Source organism: Streptomyces griseoviridis, assembly GCF_005222485.1.
Classification (GTDB): Bacteria; Actinomycetota; Actinomycetes; order Streptomycetales; family Streptomycetaceae; genus Streptomyces; species Streptomyces hintoniae.
In genome coordinates this window covers 956,466-972,618 of record NZ_CP029078.1, presented here as the reverse complement: position 1 = coordinate 972,618, position 16,153 = coordinate 956,466, and the positions used below count along the sequence as shown (strand labels likewise).

The following is a 16,153-nucleotide window of genomic DNA, read 5'->3' as shown; positions in this document are numbered from 1 at the left end:
CGTCCGCCCTGCTCACGAACCCCTCACGGCGCGCGGCGCGGACGTCGACGCGGGCAGGTCGCCGTTGTAGCGGGTGTCCACGAACCGCGCGAAGTCGACCTTCCCCGGGATCAGCCGCAGCGTCGTGAAGGCGTCGGCGATCTGCTGCTCGGAGGCGACCAGCGGCCGGTCGACGGCGACCGCGACCCGGCTGGCGTTGGTGCGCCGCACCGACGCGAGCGCCACCTCGTAGGGCAGCCCGGTGTCCTTCGCCCACACCTCGGCCCACTCCTTCTGATGGCCGTACACCCAGGCGGTGGCCCGCCGCAGCCGCGCCAGATAGTCCTTGACGGCGGCGGCCTTCCGGGGGTCCGCGAGCGCGCTCGGCGACGCCACCTGGAGGGAGAGCCCGTTGGTGACGCCCTTCCCGGTGGTGAGGATCCGGCCCCGCCCCGACCTGAGGACCTGGGAGGTGTACGGGTCCCAGACGGCCCACGCGTCGACCTTGCCCGCCGTGAACGCGGCCAGCGCGTCGGCCGGTTGGAGGTACTTCACCTTCACGTCACCGATGCCGAGCCCGGCCGCCTTGAGCGACGCCACCAACTGGTAGTGCGCGGACGACCCTTGGGCCACCGCGACGGACTTGCCCCTGAGCTGCCGCGGATCGGTCAGCTTCGAGCCGTCGGGCACGAGGACGGCGTCGCCGTCGGACGTGCCGTGCCAGGCGGCCACGACCTTGATCCGGGAACCCGCGCCGGCCGCGAAGACCGGTGGGGTGTTGCCGACCCCGCCGATGTCGACGGCCTCGGCGTTCACCGCCTCCAGCAGGGGCGGGCCCGAGGTGAACGTCGACCACGCGATGCGGTAGTCGAGGTCCTTCAGCTCTCCCGCGGCCCGCAGGATGGCCTCGGAGCCGCCCTTCTGGTCACCGACGTCGAGCGTGAGCGAACCCTTGCCGTCGACGTCGGACCCGGCGCCCGCGGCGGAGTTCCCGCCGCAGGCACCGAGCAGCAGGACGACGGGCAGCAACAGGGCGGTGGGGACGAGGTGTCGTCGCATGGCGGATCCGTTCTGTGGAACTGGGGGGGGCGGGTCCTGGGATGTGGACGGAGCAGGCGCGGGGCCGCCGAGGCGGGGCGTGGGGGGCTCGGCGGTCTGACTGGAACGTGGTTGCGGTGAGCGGGAGTTCAGGCCGCCTCGGTCGTCGCGTCGACGCCCAGGCGGGCGAGGAGACCGGCACGCAGCTCTGCGAAACGGGGGTCGGTGACCGCACGCGGCCGGTCGAGGTCGACGCGCTGCTCGTGCGCGATCACCCCGCCGTCCATCACGAGGACCCGGTCGGCGAGCAGGACGGCCTCCTCCACGTCGTGCGTGACCAGCAGCACGGCGCAGCCCCTGCGCCGCCACAACTCGCCCACCAGGCGCTGGGCCGTGACCCGGGTGAGCGCGTCGAGGGCGCCGAACGGCTCGTCGAGCAGCAGGAGATCGGGCTCCCGCACCAATGCGCGGGCCAGGGCGGCGCGCTGCGCCTCACCGCCGGAGAGGGTCCTCGGCCAGGCGTCGGACCGCTGCGCGAGGCCGACCTCCTCCAACGCCCGCTCCGCGACGGCCCGTTCGGGTTTGCCCGGCAGGCCGAGGACGACGTTGCGCCACACCTTCTTCCACGGCATCAGACGGGGCGCCTGGAACACGACGGCCTTGCGGCGCGGCACCAGGACCGTGCCCCTGATGTCACGGTCGAGGCCCGCCAGGATCCGCAGCAGCGTGGACTTGCCGCAGCCGCTGCGCCCGAGCAGGGCGACGAACTCGCCCGCACGGACGTCGAGTCGGAGGCCGTCGATGACGGCGCGGCCGTCGAAGGAGCGGGTGAGCCCCTCGACATGGACCGCCTGCCCGGTCACCGGCCGGTGAACGTCGGTCGCCATTGCAGCAGCAGCCTTTCGAGGGAGCGGACGATGAAGTCGGCGAGCAGACCGAGGAACGCGTAGACGATCAGGCAGACCACGATCACGTCGGTCCGCAGGAAGTCCCGTGCCTGCACCATGAGGAAGCCGATGCCGGCGTCCGCGTTGATCTGCTCGGCGAAGACCAGCGCCAGCCAGGCCACGCCGAGCGCGTAGCGCAGCCCGGTGAGCGCGCCGGGCAGCCCGGCCGGCAGCACGACGTGCCGCACCAGATCTCGCCGGGTCAGCCCCAACGACTCGCCCGCCTCGACGAGTCGGGCGTCGACGCCACGGATGCCGGCGTACACGTTCAGATAGAGCGGGAAGGTCACCCCGAGGGTGATGACGGCGACCTTGGGGGTCTCGCCGATGCCGAACCAGATGATGAACAGCGGGATCAGACCGACGAACGGCACGGTCCGCAGCATCTGCACCGGAGCGTCGACGAGGTCCTCGCCGACCCTGAACAGACCGGCGAGCAGGGCGAGTCCGCCGCCGATCAGCAGGCCGAGGAGCAGTCCGAGAGCCACCCGGCGCAGCGAGGTGCCCATCGCGGAGGCCAGCGAGCCGTCGCCGATCAGGTCACCGGCGACCCGGGCGATCCGGCCGGGTGAGGCGAGCACATCGGCGCTCAACACGCCGGTGGAGCTGAGGAGTTGCCACAGGGCGAGGAGCAGCACCGGACCGGTGGTCCGGCGCAGCCAGCGGGGGACGCGGGTGCGGCGGGCGGCGGAGGGGCGGAGGGTCTCCAGGTCGGGCGCGTCCGGATCGTCGTCCCGGTCCTCGGTCGTCGCGGATGCGGACTTGGGGGACATGTCGTGCGAGGGTGAGCCGGGTGGGGCGTGGCTGGTGCTCACGGGGGCTCCATGGGGGGAGAGAGCGGCCTGGGAGGCGGGGGAGCGGCCGCGCCGGTGCGCCGCCGCGCGGCGCGGGTGGGCGCGGGGACGGCGGGACGGCGGGCGTGCCGGTGGATCAGTGGGGGAAGGGCGTCAGCGGCCGCGGCGACACGCGGCGGAGGCCACCCGCAGCAGGTCGATGTGACCGCGCGTGGTGAGGAGGGCTGAACGCAACATGCGGAGGAAAGTAGCCAGTCGGCCCGCGCACGGTCAATGGCGTCTCGCGAAATGGACCCGCCGTGTCACCCCGTGAGCGGCGGGTGATTCGCCGAGCCCGGCGGATGGGTCAGGATGGGAGCATGTCAGCTGCCTTCACCACCCGAGTCCTCACCGTCTCCTCCGGTTCCAGGGAGCGCGTGGTCGACCTCACCCGCGACTGCGAGGCGTTCCTCGCGGAGGCGGCGGCCGGCCGCGACGGCCTCCTCAACGTCTTCGTCCCGCACGCGACGGCGGGCGTGGCCGTCATCGAGACGGGCGCGGGCAGCGACGACGACCTCCTCGCCGTCCTGCACACCCTGCTGCCCGCCGACGACCGCTGGCAGCACCGGCACGGCAGCCCCGGCCACGGCCGCGACCATGTCCTGCCGGCCATCGTCCCGCCGCACGCGACCCTGCCGGTCATCGACGGACGGCTCGAACTGGGCACCTGGCAGTCGGTGTGCCTGGTGGACACGAACACCGACAACCCCGAGCGGCGGGTGCGGTTGAGCTTCCTGGGCTGAGCGAGGCCGTTCAGCTGGGTCGTGCCGGTTGCGATCGGCGTCGTCGACCCGGGACTGGAGGGCGCGCGCATGCCGAACGTACCGCCCAACTGTCCTGTCACAGACCGCTCTTGGCGCAAGCCGCGCTCGGAAGCGGCGCTGGCGCAGGGCGAACGCGAGCCGCGTTGGGGGCATTGCGTGTCCGAGGCCGTACGGTGGGCGTCAGCCCGCCTCGTCGCCTGTCAGGGTGGTCCTGACAAGGGACAACAACGTTTCCAAATCTGTTAGTTGACGCTGCGTCAGTGGGCCGAAGAGCTGACGGAGCGCGTGCGTTCCCGCCTCTTCCGCCGCCGCCAGGGCCGTGCGGCCCGCGGGTGTCAGCGTGACGGTCTTGCGGCGGCGGTCCTCAGGGTGGCCGGTGCGGCTGACCAGGCCGAGGCGTTCCAGGCCCTCCACGATCTGGGTGACGGAGCGCGGGGCCTGTCCGAGGACGGTGGCGAGTTCCGCCTGGTGCAGCGTGCCGTGGCCGGCCAGTGCCTGGAGGACCTTGGTGCGGGAGAGGGACAGCCCCGCGGTGGCCGTCAGGTGCTGGTCGACCTGTTCGCGCAGGCTGTGGGCGAGGGTGAGGAAGGACAGGCCCACCCGCTCCGGCGTGCTGGCCGTGGTCGTCGTTCCGTGCTCCTCCATGGTTCGGGTATCGTCCCACACCATAATCATGAGGTACCTCACGAATGGGGTTGTGGGATGGACCGTCCTGTCGCCGTGATCACCGGAGCCACCTCCGGACTGGGCCGCCTGGCCGCCGTCGAGCTGGCCCGGCGGGGCTACCGCGTCGGCGCCGTGGCTCGCTCCCGCGACAGGGCCGCGGCCCTCGTCGACGGGCTCAGGGCGGTGACCGACGCGCCCGTCGACGTCTTCCACGCCGACCTCAGCCTGATCCGTGAGGCGCGCCGCGCGGGCGAGGAGATCGCCGCGTACTACCCGCGCGTGGACGTGCTGGTCAACAACGCCGGCCTGCACGCCTTCGCGCAGCGCGTCACCGCCGAAGGCTTCGCGGAGATGACGGCCGTGAACTACTTGAGCCCCTTCGTCCTGACGGAGGCGCTGCGGGAGAAGCTCGGCGCCTCGGCCCCGGCCCGGATCGTCAACGTCGCCTCCGAGGCATCCCGGCGGGCCAAGGCCATCGCGCCGGCCGAGGACCTGCGCCGCACCGACGCCCACACCCGCCGGGAGTCGATGTCCCGGTACGGGCTGACCAAGCTGATGACGATCATGTGGACGCAGGAGCTGGCCCGGCGTCTGGAGCCGGGCCTGACCACGGTGAACTGCTGCGATCCCGGCTTCAACGCCACCGGCCTGGGCCGCGACCTGCCGGGGTCCGCCGCCCTTCAGCGGGTGCTGAACACCCTGAGGATCGGCGACCCCCGGACAGGCGCGGGCATCATCGTGCGACTCGCCACCGACCCGTCGCTCGCGGGCACCAGCGGCGGCTACCTCTCCGTACGCGACGCCCGCCGCCTGCCTTGCCCCGAACCCGGCCGGTCCCCGGTCGCACAGAGGGAGCTGTGGGAGGAGACCGTGGCGCTCCTCGCCGCCCACGCGGCCGGCTGAGACCTGGGGCGCCCGCCGGAAGGACCGCGGCGACCGGTACGGGGGTCCCCCCGGGGCGCGGATCGGTCGCCGCGCGCTCGTTTCGCCCGCGACGGGACCTAGACGGCGGACGCCTCGGGAGTCCTGTCCGCGCTGGTCGCAGCCCGAGGAGGCAGGCCGGCGCCCTCGATGTCGATGTGCGGCAGGAGCCTGTCCAGCCAGGCGGGCAGCTTCCAGGCGTGACGGCCGAGGAGTGCCATGGCCGCGGGGACGAGGGCCATGCGGACGATGAAGGCGTCGATGGCGACTCCGATGGCCAGTGAGAAGCCGATCGACTTGATGATCGGATCATCGTTGAAGATGAATCCAGCGAAGACCGCGGTCATGATCAGCGCCGCCGCGCAGACCACCCGCCCGCTGCGGGCCATGCCCGCGACGACGGCCTCCTTCGCCTCACCGGTGTGCTCGTGGTGTTCGCGCATCCGGCTGACCAGGAAGACCTCGTAGTCCATGGCCAGTCCGAAGAGCACACCGATCAGCAGCACGGGCAGGAAGCAGGTGACGGGCGCCGCCGAGGCGACCGAGAGCGGCCCGTTGAGGTGGCCGTCCTGGAAGACCCACACGCTGGCGCCGGTCGCGGCGGCGACGGACAGCAGGAAACCGAGGACCGCCTTGAGGGGAATCAGCAGGGACCGGAACGCCGCGGTGAGCAGGATGAAGGCCAGGACGACGATGATGGCGACGAACAGGGGCAGCGCGCCGGCGAGTTTGCCGGACACGTCGATGGCCGCCGCGGTGGTGCCGGCGAGGTAGAGGGTCGCGCCGGTCTTGCCGACCGCCGGCGCGTTGTCCCGCAGCCTGTGCACGAGATCGGTGGTGGCCTGGTCGTCGGGGCCTGTCCTGGGCACCACGCCGATGACGTACACGGTGCCGTGGGCGTTGGCGACGGGCTGGGCGACCGCGGCGACGCCACGGTCCTCGGCCAGCTTCGCGCGCAGCGCGGTCACGGTGGTCTGCCGCCGGTCGTCGGGCACCTCGCGGACATCGACGACGGCGGCGAGGGCGGCGTTGAACCCGGGGCCGAAGCCCTCGGTCAGCAGGTCGTAGCTCTTGTGCTGGGTCGAGTCGGTGGGGCGGGCGGCGTTGCTGGGCAGCCCGAGGCGCATGTCGAGAGCCGGAACGGCGAGGGCCAGCAGCGCGATGACGCCCGTGACCAGGACGACGACGGGCCTCGCGGCGACGGCGCTGCCCCAGCGTCGGCCCCACGCACCCGCCTCGCGGGCCGGACGCTCGGGGCGCGCTGGGCGGCGGGGGCGCAGCCGCTCGCCGGCGAAGCTGAGCAGGGCGGGCACCAGGCTGACGGCGATGAGGACGGCGAGCAGGACGGTGGCCGCGGCGGCGAGGCCCATCGCCGTCAGGAACGGGATACCGGTGGCGGCCAGGGCCGCGAGAGCGATGACGACGGTGGCACCGGCGAAGACGACGGCGCTGCCCGCGGTGGCGACGGCCCGCGCGATCGAGTCGTCCAGATCGCTTCCGGGTTCCGCGAGCTGTTCACGGTGGCGGGCGATGATGAACAGGGCGTAGTCGATGCCGACGGCCAGGCCGAGCATGACCGCCAGGACGGTGGCCGTGCCGGACAGGTCGACGAAGCGGGTGAGGAAGAGGACGCCCAGGACGCCGATGCCGACGCCGATCACGGCGGTGACCAGCGGGAGACCGGCGGCGATGAGGCTGCCGAGCGTCACGGCCAGCACGATCAGGGCGATCACCACACCGATGACCTCGGGGATGCCGCCGATCTCCGTGCGGGGAGCCATCGCCGTCCCGCCGAACTCCACTTCGAGCCCGGCCTCGCGCGCCGAGTCCATCGCCGACCTGACCTCGCTCCTGGCCTGCTCGGAGAGGTCGGAGGGCGGTACGTCGAAGGTGACGTCGGCGTAGGCGACGGTGCCGCTCGCGGAGACGGTGTGGGTCTGTGCCGGGTCCGTCACGGCCGTGACGCCGGATATCTCCGCTGCCTTCTTCAGGCCGGCCGAGACGGCCTTGGCGTAGCCGGGGTCCGTGAGCTCGCGCCCGTCGTCCGGCGAAGCGAAGACCACGCGGGCCACCGCACCCGACGCCTGGGGGAACTCCTCCTTCAGCAGGTCCTGGGCCTGTTGCGACTCCACGCCGGGGACGGTGAACTCGTCGTTGGTCCGGCCTGACAGGGAGAGGGCCAGCCCTCCCACCACCGCGAGCACCAGCAGCCAGCCGGCTGTGACCCGTCCCCTGCGACGGATCACCCAGAGCGCCCAGGCATACAGGCGAGACGCCATATCCGATTCTTCCTTCCGCGCGGGACGGACGTAAGCGTCACGCCCTGATCCAAAGTTGCACTCATGGCAAAATTAGCACGGTGGTAGAGTTGCTGGTCATGAGGGCAGAGGGGCTCAGAGAGCGCGGCAAGGCCAGGAAACGCGAGGCCATTGTGAGCGCCGCCCACGAACTCTTCGCCGAGCGCGGTTACGACGCGGCCACCATCACGGACATCTCCGAGAAGGCCGGGGTCTCCCGGCGCACGGTCACCCTGTACTTCCCCACCAAGCTCAGCATCGCCCTCGCGCACCTCGACGCCGTCGAGGAGCGGATCTTCTCCGCCGTGCGCGAGCGCGAGCCGGGGTGGAGCGTCATCGACGCCCTCGAACACTGGCTGAACGAGGAGCGGAGCCACCAGGACGAGCTGGACGCGCTCACGGACCGCATGCTCACGCTCAACCCCCAGCTCCAGGCCCCTCATCAGGCGCGGGTGGCCGAGATCGTCGAGAACGGGGCACGTCATCTCGCCGAGGAGATGGGCGTGCCGCCCGACGCGCGCGACGCCCGCCTGGCCGCCGCGGCGGCAGCGGCCCTCGTCAGCTCGCTCGGCCCCGCACCCGGCCGCGAGGACATCGCCGCCGCCATGACCTTCCTGCGCGCCGGCATCTCGGCGGTCAGCGGCCCTGACAACGGAGCTGTACGCGCCGACAGTTGATCAGGCGGGTGGCGGGGCTGAGGGTCCTTCATGGATGTCGTCGCGTCGTCTGTCCCGGGCGCGTGGACGACGGGAGCCCGTACCTCACTCGTCGGGTCCGTGGAGGCTCACAGGGGCTGGGCGGCCAGGGAGCGGGCGGGATGGCGGGGGCCGAGGAAGACCACGAGACCCCTGCCTCCGGGGGAGGGGTGGGTGGCCTGGGTCCAGCCCTGGCGGCGGTAGAAGGACAGCGCGCGGGACGACCGGAGCGAGGTGAGCAGCCAGGAACGGCCCTCGGGGGCCTCGGCGGAGACCGCTTCGAGGAGACCGGCGCCGAGACCCGTGCCGCGTGCGGCGGGGTGGACGGCGAGTTCGTCGATCTCGCGTGAGCCGCACAGCCACCGCGCCGCGCGCTCGGGGCCGAGGCCGGCGGCGGCCTGGGGGTGGCAGCGGTCGGTGGGGAAGGGCGAGGGGGTGGTCCAGGCGGTGGCGAAGCCGGTGACCCGCGAACCGGTGAAGGCGAGCGCGGCGGTGAAGCCCGGACGCCGCACGTTCACCGGCAGGCGGCCCGCGAACTCGACGGCCTTCTCCGCGTCCTCGTTCCAGGGCGGCGCGCGGAAGGCGTCGGCGTAGACGGAGCGCAGGGCGGCGGTGTGGACGAGGAGTTCGGCGCCGTCGACGACACGGATGTCCATCAGGCCGCACCTGCCAGGGACGCCACCGGGTGCAGCGCCGCGTACTCCAGTGGCGCCGACGGGTCGATCGACACGTCGAGCGGCGCGGGTTCGGCGCCGGCGCGGACGAGGAGGTCGCCGACGGCCGCGATCATCGCGCCGTTGTCCGTGCACAACCCCAGTGGCGGCACGCGCAGTTCGATGCCGTCGGCCCGGCACCGCTCCTCGGCCAGCGAGCGCACCCGTGAGTTGGCGGCGACCCCGCCGACCACGACCAGCGTGCCGACACCGTGCTCACGGCAGGCGGCCACCGCCTTGCGGGTCAGCACGTCGGCCACCGCCTCCTGGAGGGACGCGGCCCCGTCGGCGACCGGCAGTTCACGGCCCGCGTGGCCCTCCGCCCAGCGTGCGGCGGCCGTCTTGAGACCGGAGAAGGAGAAGTCGTAGGAGCCGGGCAGCGGGCGGGGGAAGGCGACAGCGCGGGGATCCCCGGCACGCGCCGCCCGGTCGATGGCCGGACCGCCGGGGTACGGCAGCCCGAAGGCCCGCGCGACCTTGTCGAAGCACTCCCCGGCCGCGTCGTCGAGGGTGTCCCCGAGGTGCAGGATCGGATCGCGGGCCAGGTCGCGGACGAGGAGGAGCGAGGTGTGGCCGCCGGAGACGATCAGCACCACGCAGGGGTCGGGCAGGGGCCCGTGCCCCAGGGTGTCGGCGGCGACATGGCCGGCGAGGTGGTGGACGCCGTAGAGCGGGACGCCGAGCGCGTACGCCAGGGTTCTCGCCCCGGCGAGGCCCACCTGTAGGGCCCCTGACAGGCCAGGTCCCGTGGTCACCGCGACCGCGCCGACGTCCGCCAGTCGCAGTCCGGCGGCGTCCAGTGCCTGCCTGATCACCGGGCGTAGGGCGTGCGTGTGCGCGCGGGCGGCGATCTCGGGCACGACGCCGCCGAAGCGGGCGTGCTCGTCCATGCTCGACGCCAGCGCGTGGCCCAGCAGCCTCCCGTTCCTGACCAGCCCCACGCCGGTCTCGTCACAGGACGACTCGATGCCCAGCACGATCGGAGAGCCCACGATCGGAGATCCCATGCCCACCCCTTCCTGCACGGAATAAGTTATTGCGAACAGTGTGCAATAAGAAGGAGTGGAGGTGTACCCGGACGCGGGACCGCTGGTCACCGCCGGGGTCGGCGGGGACGCCATGTCCCGCGGCGCCGTGAGACGCACGTCACGATCGACCGCCGGAACCCGGTGTTCCCTCGGCCCGACTACTGGAGCGGTACGGCTACGACTGCCGGCTCAGGCAGGGCGTTCGATGCGATCAGGAAAGGCCGGGCATGGCCGATGTTCCGCTGTCACCCCGCCCCGCGGGTGTGACCATCCGCAGTCTTCTCCCCGCCCCCGCGCTCTGCGGCTTCCTGCTGCTGCTCGTGCTGGTGTTCGTGGTGTCCTACGCGGTCGGCTCGGCGGCCGGTCCCGTGGCGCCCGGTATGCACGGCACCGGTGGGTCAGGCGGCAGCGGAGGAAGCGGTGACGACACGTCCCCCACCGGCGGCGGCATGGACGACATGCCGGGCATGGGCCACGGGGGCGGTGAGTGATGACGGCCGACCTGACGGCGCGTCTCCTGGTCACGGACCTCACCGTCGGCGGGATGACCTGCGCGGCCTGCGTGCGGCGGGTGGAGAAGAGGCTGGCCGGGCTGGCGGGCGTCACCGCCACGGTCAACCTGGCCACGGGGGTCGCCCGGGTCAGCCACCCGGTCGGCGTCGCTCCCGGCGATCTCGTCACCGCGGTCGAGCGGGCCGGCTACCGGGCCGCGCTGCCCGCGCCCGATGAGGCCGAGGACACCGCGGACGCCGTGGAGACGGACCGGGGCGACATCGAGGCCCGCCGCGAGCGGGAACGGCTGCTGGTCACGGCCTTGCTCGCGGTGCCGGTGCTGGTCCTGTCGATGATCCCCGACCTCCAGTTCCGCAACTGGCAGTGGCTGTGCCTCGTGCTGGCCGCGCCGGTCGCCGTGTGGAGCGCCTGGCCCTTCCACCTCCGGGCGCTGCGCGGGCTGCGGCACTCCACGGCCACCATGGACACCCTGGTGTCGGTGGGGGTGGTGGCGTCGTTCTCCTGGTCGGTGTACGCGCTGTTCCTCGGGGGCGCGGGCCGGCCGGGGACGCGGATGTCGTTCAGCCCGATGCCCTCCGCTTCCGACGGCATGGCCCACCTGTACCTCGAAGTCGCCGTGAGCGTCCCGCTGTTCGTGCTGGCCGGGCGGTTCCTCGAAGCGCGCGCCAAGCGGGGGACCGGGGCGGCGCTGCGCTCGCTGGCCGAACTGGCCGCCAAACAGGTGTCCGTACGGGACGGGAACAGTGAACGGTCCATCCCCATCGAGCAGTTGCGGGTGGGGGAGGTCTTCGTGGTGCGTCCCGGGGAGCGGGTCGCCACCGACGGGCGGGTCACGGAGGGCAGTTCCGCCGTGGACCTCTCCCTGGTCACCGGCGAGAGCGAACCCGCCGAAGTGGGCCCCGGCTCGGCCCTGGTCGGCGGGTCCGTCAACGCGGGCGGGCTGCTGCTCGTCGAGGCCACCGCCGTCGGCGCGGACACCCGGCTGGCCCGGATCACCCGCCTCGTGACGGAGGCGCAGGCGGGCAAGGCGCGGGCGCAGCGCCTCGCGGACGCCGTCGCCGGGGTGTTCGTCCCCGCCGTGCTGGCGGTCGCGGTGACCGTCCTCGGCTTCTGGCTGGGAGCCGGAGCCGACCCGCAGGCGGCCCTCACCGCCTGTGTGGCCGTCCTCGTCGTGGCCTGCCCCTGCGCCCTCGGACTGGCCACGCCGACCGCCCTGATGGCCGCCACCGGACGCGGGGCCCAACTGGGCGTGCTGGTGAGCGGGCCGCGGACGCTGGAGGCGCTCCAGCACGTGGACACGGTCGTCCTGGACAAGACCGGCACGCTGACGACCGGCCATATGACGGTGGCCGGGGTCACCGTGGTGCCTGGCCCGCTCGGGCGGGACGAGGTGGTGCGTCTCGCCGGGGCGGTGGAGCAGGGCTCCGAGCACCCGATCGGGCGGGCCGTCACCGCGTACGCGCGCCGCACGGGGACCACGGGACCGCTCCCCGACGTCACGGACTTCGCCGCGGCACCCGGCCACGGGGTCAGCGGCCTGGTCGAGGGCCGCACGGTCGAGGTGTGCGCGCCGGACGGCAGGCTGCCGCACGCCCTGGCCGAGGCGCTCGCGGCGGCGGAGGACGCCGCGCACACCCCCGTTCTGGTGAAGGTCGACGGCCGGGCCAGGGCGCTCGTCGCCGTCGGGGACCTGCTGCGCCCCGGCAGTTACCGGGCCGTGGACCGGCTGCGGCGGCTCGGCATCCACCCCGTGCTCGCCACCGGCGACCGGGAGGCGCCCGCCGGCGCCGTCGCCGCCGCGCTCGGTGTCGACGAGGTGCACGCCCGGTGCACGCCCGAGGGCAAGGCCGCCCTCGTACGGCGGTTGAAGGAGGACGGTGCCCGGGTCGCGGTGGTCGGCGACGGGGTGAACGACGCCGCCGCGCTCGCCGCCGCCGACCTGGGCATCGCCATGGGCGGCGGCACCGACGTGGCCATCGGCGCGGCCGACCTCACCCTGGTGCGCGGCGACATCGAGGCGCTCGTCGACGCGGTCCGCCTCGCCCGGCGGACCCTGGGCACCATCCGCGTCAACCTGCTCTGGGCGTTCGGCTACAACGCCGTCACCGTGCCGCTGGCGATGGTGGGGCTGCTCGATCCGATGGTCGCCGCCGCGGCGATGTCGTCGAGTTCGGTGCTGGTGGTCGCCAACAGCCTGCGGCTGCGCGGCTGGCGGCCCGCTCCGTCCCGGGGTCGCGGCCACCGCGGCGCGCAGGTGCGAAGGCGGGCCCGCGATGAGCCGGATCACGGACCGGAGGCCCGTGCTCGGGCGGGTGGACCGACGGAGGCTGCGGGACGGGGCGCTCGCCGCTCTCGTGCCGGTCGCGGCGTGCGGCGTGGCACTGGCCGGCCTGACCACCTGGGTCGGTACCGGCCGGGCGGGCGGCCCGGCACACATCGAGGTCGCCGGCGGGCGGGTGCTCCTGCCGTCCGCCGGGGTCCCCGAGACCGCGGCGTTCTTCGACATCACCAACGACGGCGGTTCGCCCGACACCCTGGTCCGGGTCACGGCGCGGGGCGTCTCCGGCGAGGTGACGCTCTCCCGGCACCGTATGCGGCAGCAGAACGCGGCCTACCGCTCGGAGATCGGCTCCGTCCCCGTCGCCGCGGGCGCCCGCCTCGCCATGGCGCCGAGCGGGATCGACCTCACGGTGCCGACGCCCTCGCGCGGCTGGCGGCCGGGTGAACTCGTGTCGTTCACCCTGGAGTTCCGGGGCGGCGGGCCCGTGAAGGCGGTGGCCGTCGTCGTGCGGCCAGGCGCGGTGTCCTTCGAGTAGTCGTTCCCCGCGGTCAGTTGGTTCCCCCGGGGCGGAAGTGACCTGTGTCACCTCTTCTTCGGTGAGTCGGGGAGCGGGGGTCGGCACGTACCCCCTGACGACGATCGGACACCGGGTGCGAGGATGAGCGGGCTATGACTGTCCGAGGATGGTGCCGCACGGTACGGGCCGGCGTGTTCGCCGCCGTCTGTGTGGTGCTCGCCGCCCTCGGGCACGCGACCATGTCGGGCGCCTCGGTCCCCTGGTGGGCCATGGCCGCGGGAGCGGCGGCGACCGGCGCGGCGGGCTGGCTGCTCGCCGGGAGGGAACGCGGCCGTGCCGTGATCGTCGCGGTGGTGACCGCGGCGCAGGCCGTGCTCCACGAGACCTTCTCCCTGGCGCAGACGCTGACGCCCGCGCGGGGTGCCGGGTCCACCTCCATGCACGCCACACTCACGCACTCCACGCCCACGCACTCCATGGACATGCACTCCATGGAGATGCCCATGCCGTCCATGGGCGGGATGGACATGGGGGCGGGCGCCCACGCGGTCGGCGGCATGGCCGGCCTCCACCAGGCGCACGGCATGAGCGGTGCCGCCTCGGTCGGCATGTTCGCCGCGCACCTGGTGGCCGCCGTCCTGTGCGGACTGTGGCTGGCCCACGGCGAGCGGGCCGTCTTCCAGGTCCTGCGGGCGACGGCGGCCTGGCTGGCGGCGCCCCTGCGGCTGCTGGTGGCCCTGCCCGCGCCGGCTGACCGTCCGTCCGCGCATCGCCGTCGCGCCCCCGCGGCCGACGCCCCGGTGCGTCTGCTCCTGGTCAGCTCGCTCACCTTCCGCGGGCCACCCGCGGGTGCCGCTGTCGTCTGAGACAGCCGGAACCACCCGGAACCACCATGCCCCCTTCCCGCTCAGGTGCGTGCCACCGCGAGCGGAGAACCGCAGGGGTTCCGGGCACCGCCGTACCTCCCGGGTACGGACGCACCCATGTGCCGGTGAGCCGTGCCCCCGTGCGGGCCGGGCACCGGAAGACCCGAGAAGGACACCACGTGATGACCTCTGTCCTGCCCGCGCATCGCGCGGACCGTGCCTCGGCGGACGCGTCGGCGACCGCCTGGGCGCTGGCCGCCCGCGGCGGAGACCCCGACGCGGCCGACCACTTCGTCCGCGCCCTGCACGGCGATGTGCTGCGGTACGTCACCTACCTCAGCGGTGACGCGCAGACCGCCCACGACCTGACCCAGGACACCTTCGCGCGGGCCTTCGGCAGCCTGCACCGCTTCGAGGGGCGGGCCTCGGCCCGCAGTTGGCTGCTGTCGATCGCGCGCCGGGCGGTCGCCGACAGCCTGCGCCGCGCCGCCGTCCGCCCCCGGATCGCGGACGCCGTCGACTGGCGGACGGCGCAGGAGAGCGCCCAGCCGTGCGGTCTGCCGGGGTTCGACGAAGGTGTCGCCCTGCTCGACCTCCTGGGGACGCTGCCCGAGGAACGGCGGGAGGCGTTCCTGCTGACCCAGGTGGTCGGACTGTCGTACGAGGAGGCGGCCGGTTTCGTCGGCTGTCCCGTCGGGACGGTCCGCTCCAGGGTGTTCCGTGCCCGCGCCACCCTTGACCGGCTGGTGAGGGACAGCGAGACGTCGGGCGTCCTGGCGGCCTGACCCGGCGGCACCTCCCCGGCGGCGCGGCTCCCGAAACGGGCCGCGCCGCCGGGACCCGCCGGGACGACCGGACGACCGTCACGACGTGACCACCGGCACCACGAGCGACCGCCGGGACGACCGGACGCCCGCCGGGACGTGACCGTCGGCAGCGAGCGGTCCCGTCGATCACCGGAACCTGCCGGGAACTCGCGGCTACCTCACCCCGACTACTGCAACGGAACCTGTCAGCGCAGCAGCACCTCCCCCACGCAAGGAGCCCGCATGTCGATCAACCGGCCGGTCGCCACCGCCCTGGCCGCGGCCCTCTGTCTGCTCACGGCGGCATGCGGCGACTCCCCGGACAGCGGCGGGGCGGGCGCCCGGACGACCGGGGCCGCGGCCTCGAAGACCGGCTACCCGGTGACCCTGGAGAACTGCGGCCGGAAGGAGACGTTCGAGCGGGCCCCCAGCAGAGTCGTCGTCATGAACGGTGCCTCCGTGGCCGAGGTCTCCACGCTTCTCGCCCTCGGGCTCGGCGACAGGATCGTCGCCAACGGGCAGTCGTACGGCATGTCCGAGGTGCCGGGCCGCGCCGAGGCCATCAAGAAGCTGCCCACCGGTGACGTCAAGCTCAACGAGGCCTACGACATTCCGCGCGAGGCCATGCTCGGCCTGCGCCCCGACCTCGTCCTGTCCGTCACCACCTACGGCTTCGACCAGAAGAACGGATTCGCCACCCGCGATCAGCTCGATCAGGTGGGAGCCGCAAGCTATGTCTCCCCGCAGGGCTGCGACGACGACCCCTCGAAGATGACCGTCGCCGACAGCTACCGGCTGCTGCGCGACCTGGGCAGGATCTTCGACGTCAGCGACAGGGCAGAGAAGCTGATCGCCGCCTCAGAGGAGAACATCGCGGCGGTCTCCGAGAAGGTCGAGGGAGAGAAGAAGCCCGAGGTCATGGTGCTTTTCTCCACCATGCGGATGGGCGGCAACGAGTTCAGCTCGGTCGTCGCCAACGGCATCATCAACGACATCCTCACCAAGGCCGGCGCCTCCAACGCCTTCGAGAGCGCCGCCCGGACCACCTTCGCCGACCTGAGCAAGGAGAAGGTGGCCGCCACCGCCGTCGACGCCGTCGTCGTCATCGCCTACAACGACCCGAACCCGGCGGCCTACGCCAGGAAACTGCTGAAGGAGTTCCCCCAGTGGCCGGCCGCCAGGAACAACGCGTACGTGACGGTGTCCGACTCGATGTACCTCGGCCCCAGCAACGACCTCGCCGTGGCGAAGATCGCCAAGAAGCTGCACCCGGACGCCTTCTGAGCCGG

General features: G+C 73.2%; 16 protein-coding genes and 1 pseudogene. 9 read left to right on the top strand and 8 right to left on the bottom strand.

The window, feature by feature from the left end; translation table 11 throughout:
* Positions 1–12: 12 nt before the first annotated feature.
* The 4 genes from DDJ31_RS04115 to DDJ31_RS39830 all read right to left on the bottom strand — a co-directional run bounded on the left by DDJ31_RS04115 (position 13) and on the right by DDJ31_RS39830 (position 2,995).
* Positions 13–1,038, bottom strand: a complete 1,026-nt coding sequence (locus tag DDJ31_RS04115) for an ABC transporter substrate-binding protein (protein WP_127181656.1) — start codon at positions 1,036–1,038, stop codon at positions 13–15.
* Positions 1,039–1,166: 128 nt separating this feature from the next.
* Entirely contained in the window at positions 1,167–1,904 is a 738-nt protein-coding gene (locus tag DDJ31_RS04110; RefSeq protein ID WP_127181657.1) for an ABC transporter ATP-binding protein, read from the bottom strand.
* Positions 1,877–2,779 (bottom strand): ABC transporter permease, encoded by a 903-nt coding sequence (locus DDJ31_RS04105; protein ID WP_127181658.1) that lies wholly within the window; start codon positions 2,777–2,779, stop codon positions 1,877–1,879. Before DDJ31_RS04105 ends, DDJ31_RS04110 begins: the two co-directional genes overlap by 28 nt.
* A 132-nt stretch (positions 2,780–2,911) precedes the next feature.
* Positions 2,912–2,995, bottom strand: coding sequence for a putative leader peptide (locus tag DDJ31_RS39830; protein ID WP_313884353.1), 84 nt, complete (start codon positions 2,993–2,995; stop codon positions 2,912–2,914).
* Positions 2,996–3,117: 122 nt separating this feature from the next.
* Between DDJ31_RS39830 and DDJ31_RS04100 the strand changes: the two genes are divergently transcribed.
* Positions 3,118–3,540, top strand: a complete 423-nt coding sequence (locus DDJ31_RS04100) for a secondary thiamine-phosphate synthase enzyme YjbQ (RefSeq protein WP_127181659.1) — start codon at positions 3,118–3,120, stop codon at positions 3,538–3,540.
* Positions 3,541–3,741: 201 nt separating this feature from the next.
* Here the strand turns inward: DDJ31_RS04100 and DDJ31_RS04095 are convergent, their stop codons facing one another.
* A complete protein-coding gene (locus tag DDJ31_RS04095) occupies positions 3,742–4,206 on the bottom strand; it encodes a MarR family winged helix-turn-helix transcriptional regulator (protein ID WP_240678290.1) in 465 nt (154 codons plus the stop codon).
* Positions 4,207–4,263: 57 nt separating this feature from the next.
* Between DDJ31_RS04095 and DDJ31_RS04090 the strand changes: the two genes are divergently transcribed.
* Entirely contained in the window at positions 4,264–5,130 is an 867-nt protein-coding gene (locus DDJ31_RS04090) for an SDR family NAD(P)-dependent oxidoreductase (RefSeq protein WP_240678291.1), read from the top strand.
* 98 nt (positions 5,131–5,228) lie between these two features.
* On the opposite strand, the gene DDJ31_RS39610 is transcribed toward DDJ31_RS04090, so the two are convergent.
* The gene (locus DDJ31_RS39610) at positions 5,229–7,427 is read right to left on the bottom strand and encodes an MMPL family transporter (RefSeq protein ID WP_127181660.1); all 2,199 of its coding nucleotides are present in this window, start codon (positions 7,425–7,427) and stop codon (positions 5,229–5,231) included.
* Positions 7,428–7,525: 98 nt separating this feature from the next.
* On the opposite strand from DDJ31_RS39610, the gene DDJ31_RS04080 reads away from it, so the two are divergent.
* Positions 7,526–8,122: a TetR/AcrR family transcriptional regulator gene (locus tag DDJ31_RS04080; protein WP_127181661.1), complete on the top strand. Its 597-nt coding sequence runs from the start codon at positions 7,526–7,528 to the stop codon at positions 8,120–8,122.
* Between the two features lie 107 nt (positions 8,123–8,229).
* Here the strand turns inward: DDJ31_RS04080 and DDJ31_RS04075 are convergent, their stop codons facing one another.
* The gene (locus tag DDJ31_RS04075; protein ID WP_127181662.1) at positions 8,230–8,796 is read right to left on the bottom strand and encodes a GNAT family N-acetyltransferase; all 567 of its coding nucleotides are present in this window, start codon (positions 8,794–8,796) and stop codon (positions 8,230–8,232) included.
* On the bottom strand, positions 8,796–9,860 hold the full coding sequence (gene tsaD, locus DDJ31_RS04070) for a tRNA (adenosine(37)-N6)-threonylcarbamoyltransferase complex transferase subunit TsaD (RefSeq protein ID WP_171480768.1): 1,065 nt from the start codon (positions 9,858–9,860) through the stop codon (positions 8,796–8,798). The genes DDJ31_RS04075 and tsaD overlap by 1 nt, the downstream gene beginning before the upstream one ends.
* A gap of 248 nt (positions 9,861–10,108) precedes the next feature.
* On the opposite strand from tsaD, the gene DDJ31_RS04065 reads away from it, so the two are divergent.
* From DDJ31_RS04065 to DDJ31_RS04040, 6 genes and pseudogenes are all read left to right on the top strand, one after another.
* Positions 10,109–10,372, top strand: a complete 264-nt coding sequence (locus tag DDJ31_RS04065) for a hypothetical protein (protein WP_127181663.1) — start codon at positions 10,109–10,111, stop codon at positions 10,370–10,372.
* Positions 10,372–12,630: pseudogene (locus DDJ31_RS04060) on the top strand (heavy metal translocating P-type ATPase); the annotation flags it as partial. The gene DDJ31_RS04065 and the pseudogene DDJ31_RS04060, both read left to right, overlap by 1 nt.
* 37 nt (positions 12,631–12,667) lie before the next feature.
* Positions 12,668–13,210: a copper chaperone PCu(A)C gene (locus tag DDJ31_RS04055; protein ID WP_127182965.1), complete on the top strand. Its 543-nt coding sequence runs from the start codon at positions 12,668–12,670 to the stop codon at positions 13,208–13,210.
* 134 nt (positions 13,211–13,344) lie between these two features.
* Positions 13,345–14,058, top strand: a complete 714-nt coding sequence (locus DDJ31_RS04050; RefSeq protein WP_127181664.1) for a hypothetical protein — start codon at positions 13,345–13,347, stop codon at positions 14,056–14,058.
* Between the two features lie 182 nt (positions 14,059–14,240).
* A complete protein-coding gene (locus DDJ31_RS04045) occupies positions 14,241–14,843 on the top strand; it encodes a sigma-70 family RNA polymerase sigma factor (protein WP_127181665.1) in 603 nt (200 codons plus the stop codon).
* Positions 14,844–15,107: 264 nt separating this feature from the next.
* Positions 15,108–16,148, top strand: coding sequence for an ABC transporter substrate-binding protein (locus DDJ31_RS04040; RefSeq protein ID WP_127181666.1), 1,041 nt, complete (start codon positions 15,108–15,110; stop codon positions 16,146–16,148).
* Positions 16,149–16,153 lie beyond the last annotated feature (5 nt).